The following is a 15211-nucleotide window of genomic DNA, read 5'->3' as shown; positions in this document are numbered from 1 at the left end:
TGCCAACTGCCAACTGCCAACTGCCAACTGCCAACTGCCAACTGCCAACTGACTAATGACTAATGACTCGATCGATAATTTCGCGTGCCATGTCTTGTAAGGATACCACTCGATCGGCAAAACCAGAATTAACCACACTTCCCGGCATCCCCCAGACAACGCTGCTAGCCTCATCTTGAACGATAATCTTACCCCCAGCCTCCCCGATATTCTGACAGCCCAGCAGCCCGTCTTGCCCCATTCCAGTCAACACCACACCCAAAACCCCAGCACCATAAATCTTAGCAGTCGATCGAAACAGCACATCAACCGCAGGGCGGCAAGAATTTTCTCGCGCCTCTTGATGCGTGCGAATTCGCACCCCAAAACCCTGTTTTTCCAACACAATGTGGTAATCACCGGGCGCTATCCAAGCAACTCCTGGCTCAACAATAACTCCCGTCACAGCTTCCTCCACTCTAATTTTGCACTTTTGGGTCAGGCGATCGGCCAAACGCTTCGTAAACACCGGTGGCATATGCTGCACAATCACAATTGGTACAGGAAAATTTGCCGGCAAACCATGCAAAACAGTCTCCAAAGCATTTGGCCCACCCGTCGAAGCCCCAATCACCACAATTTCGACTTGAGAGCGAATATTTACCGCTAAATTAGACGCAATAAAGTGCGATTTATTTGGCAACTGAGCGGTTAAAATATTGTTATTTTCAGAAGATTTGATATCCAACTTTAGGCTCCGGTTGCCATTTAAAAAAGCCTTAATCTTCGGGATTAATAGATTGTGGATGTACTCTAGCGCCTCTTCATTTGCCTTCATATTTTGAGGCTTAGCCACATAATGCGCAGCACCCAGCCCCATACCGTTGAGAGTAGTAACAGCCACCAACTCTGTCAGCGCGGTAAAGATAATTATAGGAATATGGTTGTGCTGTTTTTGGATAGCAGCCAGCGTCTCCCAACCTTCCATTTCCGGCATTTCCACATCCAGCACAATCAAATCAGGCTTCACCTGAGAAATCTTGGCTAAAGCAATTTTACCATTAGGTGCCGTCCCCACAACTTCCAGTGCTGCATCCCCATCGAGTACATTAGTTAACAATCGGCGCAGCACTACTGAAGCATCAACAATTAAAACTTTAATTTGGGACATTTTTTTTAGTTAAAACAATAAATCTAGCAACAATCTCGCCTGAAAAAACAGAATTAAATCACCTTCAACATTAACATCAAATATTTTAAAATGAGACATAAAAACTATAATAGTTGACCTCATTTTAAAGTTCATAGCGCTAAATATTTGCTCCGCAGAACCTTCTACATAGTGGGGAACTACATAAGCTATATCGTATTTTAATGTATTGCTAAACGTCCCCACGATACCACCGATCGCTAAATTGCCAATTTCTCCCATTATTTCGGCTTTTTCTTGCTTGAATTCATCGCTCGTGACATCTCCACTGCCATTGAGAGCTAAAATAAGAGCATCGGCAGCATCGCGGGAAAACAGCATCTGAGCCGAACCGAATAAATCCCCAGTAAAATCTATCTGCGCTACAGCTACTAAGTTTTTACCCAAGGATTGAATCAGTTTTTTTTGTAAAAATAGTGGCGACAATGCTTGAGCTGAAGGCATTTCAAATTCAACCTGACACGCGATCATTTCGCTCATCTGAGCAACCGCTGTGTTCATTGCTTTGTTTACCACATCCTGTAACTTATTCTGTTTTCCTGTGTCCAGCTTATCTAAATTAAAATTCCGTATTTTAGCATCGCAATCATTGCTATGATTGCCAGTTGGATAGGCAGCAATTGCCACGGCACTTGGTAAATCTAATTCATTGTTTGTTTTGGGAAAAGTTGCAAAAATTCCTGCCAGCGACAAATATTGAATCATATTCTTTGCTACGTTGTCGCTGAGAATAATCGTCGGTATTTGTAACAACTGCAAAAATTGGATAATTGCCAAATAATTGTGTTCTATCGCTGCAAAGTCTAGGATCGCAACTTTGGGATGGTGGCACTCAGCGATATCTAAGCAATTATATAAATCGGTAGCTGTGGCAAATACATATTCGTCTGCTTTTAAAGTTGCGCGTAATTTATGATTTTCGGTATCCGAAAAGCCTCCAATTAGAATTAATGAAATTGGTTTTGAGTAGGTTTTCATTTGACTTAATTGTAATTGTAATTTATAGATTTCCAGCTTTCTGGAGGCAAAACTTAATTATCTAGGGTGCGCAATGCGCACCTTACGGCTATAAGTAGCGCATAAAACTACTTTTTGCATTCTATGTAGGGTGCTTGTGGCGCACCTTACCTTACCTTACCTGATTAGCAATTCCCCATTACCAATTATCCAAATCAATACTTAAATTGATTGACAAGTTCTTGCAATTGAGCGGCAGTTTTTGATAATTCCATCGCAGAATTTTGAGTATTGCTAGCACTGGTGGCTGTACTTCCGGCTGCATCGGCGACGCTGGTAATATTGCGGGCAATTTCCGAGGAACCGATCGCAACTTGGTTGACATTGCGCGCAATTTCGGTAGTTGTAGCCGTTTGTTCCTCTACTGCACTGGCGATCGTGGTTTGGAAATCGCTGATTTGGTTAATAATAGAAGTAATTTGGGCGATCGCCTGCACGGAACTTTTAGTATCAGCTTGAATAGCCTCAACCTTCTTACTGATATCCTCAGTCGCCGCCGCGGTTTGCTTCGCCAACTCCTTCACCTCATTCGCCACCACCGCAAAACCCTTACCCGCTTCCCCAGCCCGCGCCGCCTCAATCGTAGCATTCAAAGCCAGCAAATTAGTCTGTTGGGCGATCGAAGTAATCACCTTAACAACATTACCAATTTCTGCGCTACTAATACCAAGTTTAGTAATAGTTTGATTCGTACTTTGAGCCATGTTCACCGCCGAATGAGCAACCATCGCAGCTTCCGCAGCATTCTTAGCAATTTCCTTAATACTTACATTCATCTCCTCAATCCCCGTCGCCACCGACTGAGTATTAGTATTAACTAAATCCGCCGCCGCAGATACCGTACCCGCTTGAGCCGAAGTTTCCTCAGCCACCGCCCCCATACTTTGGCTTTCCCCAATCAATTCCTCCGAAGCACTGCTAACTGCGATCGCCACTTCAGCAATCTGTTGTACCTGAGCAGTCAAATTAGCCGCCATAACATTAACATTATCCGTCAAATCCTTCCAAGTACCATTAATATTTGGTACGGTCGCCTGTCCCCCCAACTGTCCAGAAACAACTTCCTTAGCCAGCTTCGTTACTTCATCTGCAAAAGTATTAAGCTGATCCACCATTGTATTCAAAGTATCTTTCAGTTCCAGAATTTCTCCTTGAGCATCAACAGTGATTTTCTTCGACAAATCCCCCTGAGCCACCGCCGTAGAAACTTCCGCAATATTACGAACTTGTGCCGTCAAATGACCAGCCATACTATTTACATTACTAGCCAAACTCAGCCAAGTACCAGACAAATCTGCCACCGTAGCTTGACCTCCCAGTTTACCCTCAACGCCTACTTCTTGAGCAACTCGCGTCACTTCCAAAGCAAACTCATTGAGTTGATCGGTCATTTGGTTGATCGTATTCTTCAGATCCAGAATTTCCCCTTGAGCTTCCACAGTAATTTTCTTCGACAAATCACCATTAGCCACCGCCGTAGTTACTTCAGCAATATTGCGTACCTGACTGGTAAGATTGCTCGCCATCAGATTAACATTTTGTGTTAAATCTTTCCAAACACCAGCCACACCGTGTATTTCTGCTTGACCGCCCAATTTACCCTGAGTTCCCACCTCCTTTGCTACCCGCGTTACCTCAGAAGCAAAATCGTTAAGACTATCAACCATTTGATTGAGAGTATCTTTCAGTTGCAAAATCTCGCCTTCAGCTTCAACAGTAATCTTCTCATGCAAATCACCGACACTAATTGCAATTGCAACCTTAGAAATATTTCGCACTTGATTCGTCAGATTTTCTGCCATCAAATTGACATTTTCAGTAAGTTCTCTCCAAATACCAGAAGCCCCTTGAACTTTTGCTTGCGCTCCCAATTTACCTTCGCTGCCAACTTCACGGGCTACGCGACTCACCTCGAAACTAAAATTATTTAATTGGTCTACCATTTTGTTAAGAGTCGTCCCAATCCGGCGGAACAATCCTTTAATCGGCTTACCTTCAAATTCCAAGCTAAACTTCTCCGACAAATCACCTTTAGCCACAGCATGAAGAACTTTTGCCATATCAATAGTCGGCGCAACCAAGCTGTTTAGCGTCGTGTTTACCGCGTCAATACTGCTCACCCAAGAACCTTTAAATTCTTGGTTTGCTGTTCGTTTAGGAACTTTGCCTTCTTCCCCAACTGCTAGACTGACGCGCTCTATTTCCTCAGCAAACTTTTCATTCACACTCACCATTTCATTGAATACTGTGGCGATTTCACCCAAACCATTATCGGCGGGCAAGCGAATGCTAAAATCTCCATCTCTGACTGCTGCTAGAGCGGCTATCAGTTGCTGTCGGTACTGATTGTTAACAATCTCTGTTGTTTCCAAGTTGGTCGAGGTTTCTTGAACTTTTGTTTCTGGCGAATTCCCGCTGACATCCAAGTCAATTTCAGGAGATTCTGAGGTCATCGATTGATCTTGTGTATTCATGTTTTAGGTAGTCTTATAGAATTTATCAGAGAAACAAGCCGATCGCACTTTGTCCCAAATTCACTGTATTTGCAGTCCACCACCAATTCTCGCCCGCAGTCTTGGGTGCAAAGCATCCGGTTGATATCAATAAAATTGGGTGGATCTAAGATACTGCGGCGATCGCCTCCAGCAACATCTTAAAAGAATTTACATCAAAAAACAGCAGAATGTCTCCTTGAATTTCTAATTGTTCAATACTAAAGTGAGTCGGAGCTAACAGCACTGTAGCACAATCAAGAGACTCTTCTCTCAAAAGTAACTCCTCAATTTGCTGCTCTAAGTAATAAGGAACCGCATAATCTAACGGTCGCTGTAATATATTACTAATTGAACCCATCACGCCGTTAATAACCATATTACCAACTTCGCTGAGGGTACTAATCTTGAGAGCATCAAGGTCAGGACTTCCCTTTTTTTCACCAGTGAGAACAGAGACTAAATTCACTGCACTTTCGGTAGGAAAAAGTAGCTGGGCATTACCGCTAAACGAGCCACTAAATTCAAGTTGCACAGTTGCCAGAGGATCTATGCTGAAGCGTTTTTCCAGTTCGCTTCGCAACTCTACAGCCGACAAAAGCTCAATATCTGGAATCTCTAACTGAATGGGAAATTGAATCATTTCGTTCAACATACCCGCAGCACTGCCCACGCCAATATTGATCAGCTCCTTCAAAGCATCTATTTCATCTGCTGTTAGCTCCACCCTAATATCTCCTATTTACTATCCAGAGCTTTTTGGATAGCAGCTTGAATATCTGGAGCTTTTGGCGGCTTTTTCAGCATCATAAATGCTCCTAATTCTTGGCACTTCTTCTTGGCGCTGTCTTGAATATCTGCCGAAAGTACGATCGCCGGAATTTTTGAATTTGTTTCTCCCAGCGCTTTGAGGAAAGTAAAACCATCCATTTCTGGCATTAACAAGTCTGTCATGATACAGTCGGGTGACTCCGATGCAGTCATATCTAAGCCTTCTTGTCCGTTGGTGGCTTCTATGACTTGATGTCCGGCTTCTTCGATTGCTTTGCGAATCATCCGCCTAGAGAATGCCGCATCGTCTATAATTAAAACCAAACCCATTTTTCGTGTTCCTTAACTTCAGTAATTGGTAATTTGCGACCGCTAATTAGTAATTGTTAATGGATAGTTTCGGAATAGTAAGATTTTACCTTTCCATTTACCATTATTGATTGCCAATTAATGGGCATCCTTTACGTGACCGGAAAAAGCAATTTATAGTAGTGCTAGTCATCGCGAATTCGCTGACTATAAATGCGAGTTCAGAACAGATTAATACACTAAGACAACAGCCAAACTCAGACAATTTCAATTCATGCACTACATCTGTTGAGATGTTCAGAGCAATCCAAGAGGTAGGTTCTCATGTTGCCTTTGCCTTTTACATCAATCATTCCCCTTTCGGCAAACAAATGTTTTTTTGACAACTGTTTGTAGGTGTCTTCTGTCACTTGAATGCAGCCTGCAAAACTGTACTGTTCCATACGGCTGGTGGTGTTTACGGTATCGCCCCAGAGATCGTAACTAAATTTTTTAGTTCCGATGACTCCTGCAACCACAGGCCCGGAGTGAATGCCAATTCCCAGGCTCAGAAATTTATTTGTTTGGGCATTTAGCTTGGTCATAGCTTGCTGCATGGCTAGGGCTATTTCCACGATCGCATCAGCACGATCGTCCCGAAGGATCGACAATCCAGATGCTACCATATAGCCGTCCCCAATTGTCTTAATTTTTTCTAAGCCGTATTTCTCGGTTAATTTGTCAAATTCCGAGAAAATCGAATTGAGTTTGACTATTAATTCGATCGCAGGAATCTCTGATGCTAGCTTAGTAAAGCCTACCATGTCAGCAAATAACACGCTGACATTGGGGAAACGATCGGCGATTACTAAGTTTTCGGTTACTTCTTCTTGGAGCCGCCGCGCGATCGACTCTGGTAAAAAATTCAGCAATAACTTTTGAGTCTTCTCTTAACTTTCGGTCAACTCCCGGTAAAGTTGAGACTGCTGAATCAAGCGGCGCACTCGCTGAATTAGCACGGGCGGCTTGATTCGGCTTCGTCACATAATCTGTTGCTCCTACTTCAAAAGCTTGATTGACAGAATTTTTATCATCTAGATTTGTCAGCATCAGCACTGGGATGTTTTGCGTCAGGGGATTTTCCTGAAGTTGAGCGCAGCAAGTAAAACCCTCGATTACAGGCATCATCGCATCTAATAAGACAATATCTGGGAGATTTGTGAGACAAATCTCTAAGCATTCTTGTCCGTTTGATGCGTCTCTTACCCGGTAGCCTTCTTTTTGCAAGATCCGGCGGGTAAATAGCTGCTGGGTTGGTTCGTCATCGACGATCAGAATTTGGGGTGCGGTTGGCGAGTTTTTTCTAAAGTCAGCACTAATCATAGTATTGCAAGAATATCATCAAGTTCTTAGTCAGCAACAGGTAGATTTGATTTCTGCGTTGAGATAGATAAGTTCATGCTCCGGTGCACGCTATGGTAATTTTCAACAATTGTACAATCTCCTACTCGCTAAAAACACAATTTTCAGCGAGTCCGAATTACGGGTAACTTTTTATACTTTCAAATTGCCTAATCGGAAAAGTTAGGGATTTAGTCATCACGTTGCGGTTGAAATCATGTCAAGAATTGTATAAGATTATGTCAGAAGTTTTAAAGTTGTGCAATTAGCTAAATGACCTAATATTTGGCAGATTTTGGGGAAAACTGGCGATCGACCTGGGCGGCTCAACCCATATCCGAGCTTTTTTGTCAATCAGGAATTTATTCTCAACGATCGGGTTTTGGGACGCTGCTCGGAGCAACCTCCCACAAAAGAGTTCAGGATAACTCAAGCATTCTTCTTTGTTGTTTTTGCTATAAGCTGTTGCGGCATTTAAATCATCTGTCAACAAACAATCAAGCCATGAGTGGGGCGGGCACTTGCACCAGCCACATCCGAATATTCAACTTAAATGTCCAACAGCTTAACTAGATAGCAAAGCCGCTTTTACCCGTTGATATTCGGCGGCAATTTTGCACATCAGAACCTCGCTACCAGTGATAGTATCATTGCGCGCCATCTGTTCGAGCTGGGCGCACAATTGAAACAAAGGGATGGCTCCGACTGTGGTACAAGCACCTCTAAGAGCGTGAGCAGAGGCTTTAATTGCTGGGGCGTCGGCTTGATTGACAGCATCTGCGAGTTCCTGCAATCTTGGGGGTGCAACTTCCAAAAATTTCTCAACGAGCTCGCTCCAAAATTCTTTGGCTTCGTCTCCCAATAAGTCTTTCAATTCTTCATAAGTTTGACTGTCTAGAGGTGGTACTTCGATAGCCGATGCGGCTGTTTTTGGTTGAATTTTTGCTGCGAATGATAGCGGTGAAATTTGAGACTTTTCTGGTGCTAAGCTGGGATTTGTCACAACAGGTAAAATCGGCAATTCAATATTGTCGGTAACGGTTAGAATGCCGTCAATATTAGCAGGATATTTTGGCGGTATCGATTGAGTTCCAGCTTCAATTTGTGAAATTAAAACACCTGCGCGGGCGATTAAATGCTTTAACTGTTCAAAGGCAATTTCGTCGATCGCAGGTGCAACATTTTTAATCTCGTCTCCAGAGTGAACTTGTGAAACCAAGTCTGTCGGCTGTACCTGCGGATTTTTGCTCTCGATATGCAACTGGGAGCGATCGGCTTCTCGATCGCGAGCGGCGATCGCCTCAACTATAGCCTGAACTCGCACGGGCTTCGTGATATAATCGTTCATCCCAGCTTGCAAACAACGCTCGCGATCGCCCTGCATCGCATTAGCCGTCATCGCCACAATCCAAGGAGAAGTCGATTTAGGCTTGGCGATGGGGGATGTTAGATTGTCAGTCGATTTGAACTCGTTAAATTCCTCGTCTGTTGCTAAAAATTGAGCGATCGAGCCATGATTTTGTAAAGACAAATCTCTCGAAAACCGCTGGCGGATCAGGCGAGTAGTTTCCAGCCCGTCCATTTCTGGCATCTGCATATCCATAAACACAATATCGTATTCCGAACGCTCCAAAGCATCCAAAGCTGCTCGGCCGCTGCTAGCATAATCGGAATTGTAGCCTAACTTATTTAAAATTTGGGCTGCCACCATTTGATTGACCTCTACATCGTCAACTATCAGAATTTTTAAATGCAGTTTAGTGGTAAATTCCCGCGTCACTTGAGGTTGTACAACACAGGGGTGATTTATGGTACATTCTCCGTTAATAATGCGGAGCAAAACTTCATGAAGCTGCGCTTGCTTAATAGGTTTGTATATAAAAGCTGCGAATTCAACTCGCCCTTGAAATTCCTGCATTGATGGCCGGCCACCAGAACTCAAAATCATTAAAGGTAAATTTTTAGCTTGAGCGATATCGCGCATTTTTTCAGCTAAAGTAATACCGTCCATTCCGGGCATATGAAAGTCTAAAATCGCCAAGTCGAACAAACTTTGACGTTGCAGCACTTTCAGTGCTTGCGCGCCGGATTTAGCAGCGCGCACAACCATTCCCCAAGACTTAGCTTGGAGGGTGATAATTTTGCGGCTAGTGGCATTATCGTCAACTAGCAACAAACGCAAACCTGCTAGTTCAGGCTGCGGTGCATTCAGGTTTAATATTTCTAGAGGAGCAGGTGCTGCTTGAGCTTTGATGGTAAAAGAAAATTTAGAACCTTTGCCGGTTTGGCTTTCTACCCACATGGTACCGCCCATGATTTCGCTGAGGCGTTTGCTGATTGCCAAACCTAACCCTGTACCGCCGTATTTGCGAGTGGTGGAACTGTCAATTTGACTGAAGGCTCTAAATAGTAAGTTTTGGCGCTCTGCTGAAATTCCTATGCCTGTGTCTCTGACAGTAAACTGAATTTGATAATTGTCAATTTCCGATTTTTCTAGACATTGAAGAGCCACAGCGCCGGAGTCTGGGAAGATAGAATTTAAAGCAGGTTTTTGACCGGATGCTTGGCTGTCAAAGCCCAGATTTTTTGCAGCAACCAAGTGGGTTTCCCCAACTTCTACAGCAGTGCGGACAATCGGTTTTGCTGTTACTATAACTACCACTTCGCCTGCTTCGGTAAATTTGGTAGCATTGCCGAGTAAATTTATTAAAATTTGTCGCAGTCTGGTGACATCTCCGTACAGGAAAGCAGGGACGCTGGCATCGAATTCGCAGGCTAAATCGAGCTGTTTTTGGGCAGCTTTTATCGCGACTAAATCTAAAGCTTCTTCGACACAATTTCTGAGATTAAACGGTTCTAGTTCTAAATCCAGCTTGCCTGCTTCTATCTTAGAAAAGTCGAGGATGTCGTTAATAATTGCCAGCAAAGCATCACCGCTGGTGCGGATTGTATTCACAAAATTTCGCTGGTTTGGCGACAGTGGCGTGTCTAGCAGCAGCTCGCTCATGCTGATAACTCCGTTCATCGGCGTGCGGATTTCGTGGCTCATCATTGCCAAAAATTCACTTTTAGCTCGGTTAGCAGCTTCGGCGTCGGTTGTGGCGCGCTTGAGTTCTTCTTCTATGATTAATCGCTGCTTAATTTCTTGCTGGTAGGTTTGGATGCGCTGGGTAACTTCGGAAATATCTTGAACCGCGATTAAAGCATGAAAACCTTCTCCTTTGCTGACTGGTATGGGAGTAACGTTGGTGTTTTGAATTCGCGGTTTGCCGTTGGGTAGATTTGATGAAATTAGGGACTGGTGCAGTTGCGGAGAAAATACGGCGGGCAACCCATTGTTAAATACTTGTTTGAGGCGAGATTGATATTTAGGTTCTTCGAGTTGAGGAAAGTGAGTTTTGAGGTTGGTTCCTACTATTTCTTTTTTGCTCTTTTTTGTCCATTGCTCTAGAGTTCTGTTCCAAAACAGCACGGTAAAATCGCGAGCGATTACGCACAATCCGATCGGAACTCGATCGAGAACGCTAAATTTTTCTTGGGCTTCTTCTATTTGTTCTAGCATTTTATTTATGGGAAAAGTTGGCAAATTTATGTAGACAATAGAAGCTGTCAAAAAAAAACGGAGGTAATTATTCAGGAAATTTATATTTATTTATGCTGCCAGCTTCTAGCCGATCGCTCCACGAAACCAAGTCTCTACAAATAAGAGGTTTTGAGGCAGCCATTTACGGAGAAACCGGGTTGTAGGGCGCGCAGACTGTTTAAGTCCTGCATTTTCGGCACTTTGTCTGGTAGAGCCTGATACGAATCTTTTATGGCCAGAGTTCAAAAATACGACCGTAGTGCTAGAAAGTTAATTATTTGAGCTGATTTGTATAAATATAGTATACTAATGAGGTTAACTTGGCAATCATCCAGCCGATCGCCCGATCGAGAGCATAGCTGACTGGGGCGCACTAAATTTTTTAACTATTGATAATTTATTTTAACAAGCGCGTCAAACCGATGCAGAAGGAACGGGTACGATGGAAATTGATGAAGATGTAAAGGAATTTCTGATTGAAGGCTATGAATATCTCGGCAAAATTGAGGAAGATTTAGTAGCTTTAGAGAAAAATAATGCCGACGTAGAGGCGATCGACCAAATTTACCGCAGCTTGCACACGATTAAAGGCAATAGCGGTTTTTTGGGTGCCGAAAAATTGGAGGCGGTAGCCCACGCGGGAGAAAATTTGCTGAGTCGTTTGCGCGATCGCACAATTGTCATAACTCCCGAAATTACTAGCGCTTTGCTAGAAACAATCGACGCGGTACGATCGCACATGGAGGCGCTCGAAAGGACAGGCGAAGAAAGCCCGATCGCCCACACTCAGTTACTCGATCGACTTTTACAACTGCAAACATCCTCGGATGTTGAGCCTGAATTGTCACCAAGGGCGATCGCACCTGCACCTTCACCTCTACCAACAGCCCCAACTCCAGAACTTGCGATCCAGGAACCACAAAAATCCGACTTGACAACAGAGACTTTGTATGTAGAGCCGTTATCGGCGATCGAGCAAATACCAATTCCCGCTGTTAACAATAATACCAGCGAACAAATAACTGCTGCGGATACAGAGGGCGACAAATTCAAAATTGCCGATGCTGCAATTAGAGTAGATGTCGGCTTGCTCGACAAAATAATGAACTTAGTAGGCGAACTCGTATTGTGCCGCAACCAAATCTTAGAATTTGCAAATACACAAACAGCGAACACCGAAAACGACGATACAATAAAATCAGTATCCAGCCGCTTAAACCTAGTTACTTCCGAACTGCAAGAAGGAGTAATGAAGACCCGAATGCAGCCAATCCGAACTATTTGGAATAAATTTCCCCGTGTAGTGCGCGACACAGCATTCAACTTGGGGAAACAAGTGAAATTAGAAATGGAAGGCGAAGAAACAGAATTAGATAAAACATTAATCGAGGCGATCGCCAATCCGCTAACCCACTTAGTCAGAAACTGCCTAGACCACGGCATCGAAACCTCAGAAATGCGTACCGCCAAAGGCAAGCCCCCCGTCGGCAGACTGTTGCTGCGAGCCTATCATGAAAGTGGTAAAGTCAACATAGAAATTTCCGATGACGGCGCGGGAATCGATCCAGAGCGAATTAGAAATAAGGCTGTACAAAAAGGAATGTTTTCAGCTTATGACGCGGCGAGAATGAGCGATCGCGAGGCACTAAATTTAATTTTTTTGCCTAGTTTCTCGACGGTAGAAAATGTCACCAGTATGTCCGGTAGGGGAGTGGGGATGGACGTGGTGCAGACAAATATTGAAAAAATCAGCGGCACGATTGACGTTCACAGTCAACTCGGCAAAGGCACGACTTTTAAGCTAAAAATTCCTTTGACCCTGGCAATTATTCCAACATTGATTATTACTACCGGAGGTGATAGATACGCGATTCCTCAAGTCAATTTACTAGAACTGCTGCGACTGGAAGGAAAACAAATTAAAAATATCGAAATGTTTTACGGAACACCTGTTTATCGGTTGCGAGGCAGACTGCTACCGCTGATTTATTTAAATAAGGAATTACTGCTAGAAGCAGGAAATATTAATCCAAAAAAACCTTTATTTGAGCTAGAAGAAGCACTAAATATAGTTGTGGTGCAAGCTACGGACAAACCTTTTGGCTTGGTAGTAGATGCCATCAACGACACTCAAGAAATAGTGGTAAAACCATTAGGGAAACAACTAAAATCTCTAGCTTGTTTTGCGGGAGCAACTATCATGGGAGATGGGAAAGTAGCTTTGATTTTGGACGTACAGGGAATAGCTCAGAAAACTCACATGACTGAGGCTCAGGAAAAGGCAATTTTAGCTGACGAAAATAGCCGACGGGAATCTTCAGAACCTCCGCAACAGTTGCTAGTATTTGAGGGCCCCAATTGTCGGCGGATGGCAATTCACCTATCGCGGGTTTGCCGCTTAGAAGAGTTTCCCCATCATCTTTTAGAGCGAGTCGGCAAGCAGAGTGTGGTACAGTATCGCAACCAAATTATGCCGGTGATTTATCTGTCGGGGGTGTTTGGTACTGGCGCAGATGCGGGTATTTCCGGGCTGGGTGGTCTGGACGGACGATCGCGCGCGCCAGATGATAAACTGCCGTTAGTCGTGGTCTCGATCGGCTCAGAGCATCAAGTCGGTCTGGTAGTCGATCGCATCTTGGATATTGTCGAACAGTCGATCGACATTAAAGGTGCAGCTACTCAAATAGGAATTGCATATTGTGCCGTAATTCAAGATAAAGTTACCGAAATCCTCGATGTCGATGCAGTAATTAGCAACAATTTATTCGGAGTCGAGCAGATGTTGGCAACCGCGAGATAATGCCATGATAAGGACTCATTAACAATGCCCGAAAAACATTTAATTTGTACTTTTTTTGTTGACCAACTCTTTTTTGGGATAGGAGTTGAAAAAGTCCAAGAAATCATTCGATATCAGGAGATGACGCGAGTGCCGCTAGCACCCCCAGTAGTAGGCGGATTAATCAATCTGAGGGGGGAAATTGTCATGGCTATTGATTTGCGCAGGAGGTTAGATTTGTGCGATCGGCCTGTGGAACAATTGCCCTTAAATGTAATTGTGAGAACTAATGATGAAACAGTCAGCTTATTAGTGGACGATATTGGAGATGTTTTAGAAGTATTTAAAGCTGATTTTGAAACTCCTCCAGATACTTTTACTAGCACAATCCGCCCGTTAATTAAAGGAGCCTACAAATTACAAGGAGAGTTATTATTATTTTTAGATGTTGATAAAGTTGTAGATTTCAGCAGTCAATAGTTAATAGTAAAGAGTCATTAGTCACAGATGCAGGAATAACGATTTTTCTTTCTTTTCTTTTCCCTCTAACCAGAGCGTCATCCCTTAAGTCCATCCGTTAAATCCGTTACCGAACTTCCTTCACTCAATTACTATGACGATCACCATTGCAGATTTTGATTATATCCGAAAGCTTGTGTACGATCGCACCGGTGTATTTTTGTCTGAAGATAAAATGTACCTCGTTGAATCACGTTTAGGAATCGTAGCAAAAGAAGCCGGGGCGAATTCCGTCAGCGGGTTAGTTGCAGAGTTAAAAAAAATGAAACAACAACGTTTAAACCCGCTTGACGAATCAATTATCGAAGCAATGATGACGAATGAAACATTTTTTTTCCGAGATGTCAAACCCTTTGATGTGTTAAAAACATCGGTATTACCTGAATTATTAAAACAGCTCGAAGCCGAGGCTACTTTGAATATTTGGTGTGCTGCTTGTTCCAGCGGCCAAGAACCTTACAGTATTGCGATACTGCTGCGCGAATATTTTCCGAAGTTGCCGAGAATGAGAGTGAAGATAATTGGTAGCGACATCTCTACAGCAATGCTGAAGCGAGCAATTTCTGGCTGCTACGCGCAGCACGAAGTAGTGCGGGGTTTGCCAACAACATTGTTACACAGGTACTTCCAGCACTGCGGCAAGGAATGGCAGATCAAAGAAGATATCCGTTGTGCGATCGATTTTCGCCAGATTAACTTGACTGAATCCTTTGCATCTGTGCCTCAAATGGACATTATTTTTATGAGAAATGTCTTAATATATTTTGATGTTCGGACAAAGCAATCGATTTTAGAAAAAGTGCGGCGGGTGTTGCGGCCAAAGGGCTATTTATTTCTAGGGGGAGGCGAAACCACTGTAAATCTTGACCCTGCTTTTGAGCTGGTGCAATTTGAAACAGGTGTATGTTACCGATTAATTTGATGTGCGGTCGATCGAATATCATAAAATATGTTAGTAGTGAGGACTTTAGTCCTATCTTGATTAATAGACTTGAATTGCAAAAGTCTTTTTAATCAAAATTTAGGATGGGCTTCTAGCCAGTCCTAATTATTTTTGCAATTCAAGTCTAATCTTTAGGAATTAAGAAGGACTAAAGTCCTCACTACAAACCTATAATTCAATACGGTTTACTTAACACTATTTATGCCCGGAGATCCCCCTCGCATCCCCC

Annotated in this window: 11 protein-coding genes; 3 read left to right on the top strand and 8 right to left on the bottom strand. The window is 43.3% G+C overall.

Annotation, left to right across the window (positions count from 1 at the left end; all coding sequences use genetic code 11):
* Positions 1-52 precede the first annotated feature (52 nt).
* From QT974_RS17765 to QT974_RS17730, 8 genes are all read right to left on the bottom strand, one after another.
* Complete coding sequence (locus QT974_RS17765; RefSeq protein ID WP_333469759.1) at positions 53-1150, bottom strand: protein-glutamate methylesterase/protein-glutamine glutaminase; 1098 nt, start codon at positions 1148-1150, stop codon at positions 53-55.
* Positions 1151-1159: 9 nt separating this feature from the next.
* Complete coding sequence (locus QT974_RS17760; RefSeq protein WP_333469758.1) at positions 1160-2167, bottom strand: hypothetical protein; 1008 nt, start codon at positions 2165-2167, stop codon at positions 1160-1162.
* A 194-nt stretch (positions 2168-2361) separates the two neighbouring features.
* Positions 2362-4680 (bottom strand): methyl-accepting chemotaxis protein, encoded by a 2319-nt coding sequence (locus QT974_RS17755; RefSeq protein WP_333469757.1) that lies wholly within the window; start codon positions 4678-4680, stop codon positions 2362-2364.
* Between the two features lie 145 nt (positions 4681-4825).
* On the bottom strand, positions 4826-5425 hold the full coding sequence (locus tag QT974_RS17750; RefSeq protein ID WP_333469756.1) for a chemotaxis protein CheC: 600 nt from the start codon (positions 5423-5425) through the stop codon (positions 4826-4828).
* An 11-nt stretch (positions 5426-5436) separates the two neighbouring features.
* Positions 5437-5799 (bottom strand): response regulator, encoded by a 363-nt coding sequence (locus tag QT974_RS17745; RefSeq protein WP_333469755.1) that lies wholly within the window; start codon positions 5797-5799, stop codon positions 5437-5439.
* A gap of 251 nt (positions 5800-6050) precedes the next feature.
* Positions 6051-6689: an adenylate/guanylate cyclase domain-containing protein gene (locus QT974_RS17740; protein WP_333469754.1), complete on the bottom strand. Its 639-nt coding sequence runs from the start codon at positions 6687-6689 to the stop codon at positions 6051-6053.
* Positions 6583-7140: a response regulator gene (locus QT974_RS17735; RefSeq protein WP_333469753.1), complete on the bottom strand. Its 558-nt coding sequence runs from the start codon at positions 7138-7140 to the stop codon at positions 6583-6585. The genes QT974_RS17740 and QT974_RS17735 overlap by 107 nt, the downstream gene beginning before the upstream one ends.
* Positions 7141-7723: 583 nt before the next feature.
* A complete protein-coding gene (locus QT974_RS17730; protein WP_333469752.1) occupies positions 7724-10720 on the bottom strand; it encodes a response regulator in 2997 nt (998 codons plus the stop codon).
* Between the two features lie 463 nt (positions 10721-11183).
* Between QT974_RS17730 and QT974_RS17725 the strand changes: the two genes are divergently transcribed.
* The 3 genes from QT974_RS17725 (at position 11184) to QT974_RS17715 (ending at position 14961) form a co-directional block, all read left to right on the top strand.
* A complete protein-coding gene (locus QT974_RS17725; RefSeq protein WP_333469751.1) occupies positions 11184-13541 on the top strand; it encodes a chemotaxis protein CheW in 2358 nt (785 codons plus the stop codon).
* A 24-nt stretch (positions 13542-13565) separates the two neighbouring features.
* A complete protein-coding gene (locus tag QT974_RS17720; RefSeq protein ID WP_333469750.1) occupies positions 13566-14000 on the top strand; it encodes a chemotaxis protein CheW in 435 nt (144 codons plus the stop codon).
* Between the two features lie 133 nt (positions 14001-14133).
* On the top strand, positions 14134-14961 hold the full coding sequence (locus QT974_RS17715) for a CheR family methyltransferase (RefSeq protein ID WP_333469749.1): 828 nt from the start codon (positions 14134-14136) through the stop codon (positions 14959-14961).
* Positions 14962-15211 lie beyond the last annotated feature (250 nt).

This window comes from Microcoleus sp. BM001215392 (assembly GCF_036700185.1).
Classification (GTDB): domain Bacteria; phylum Cyanobacteriota; class Cyanobacteriia; order Cyanobacteriales; family Microcoleaceae; genus Microcoleus.
The sequence above is the reverse complement of the archived record's forward strand: the minus strand, read 5'-3'. Positions and strand labels throughout refer to the sequence as shown.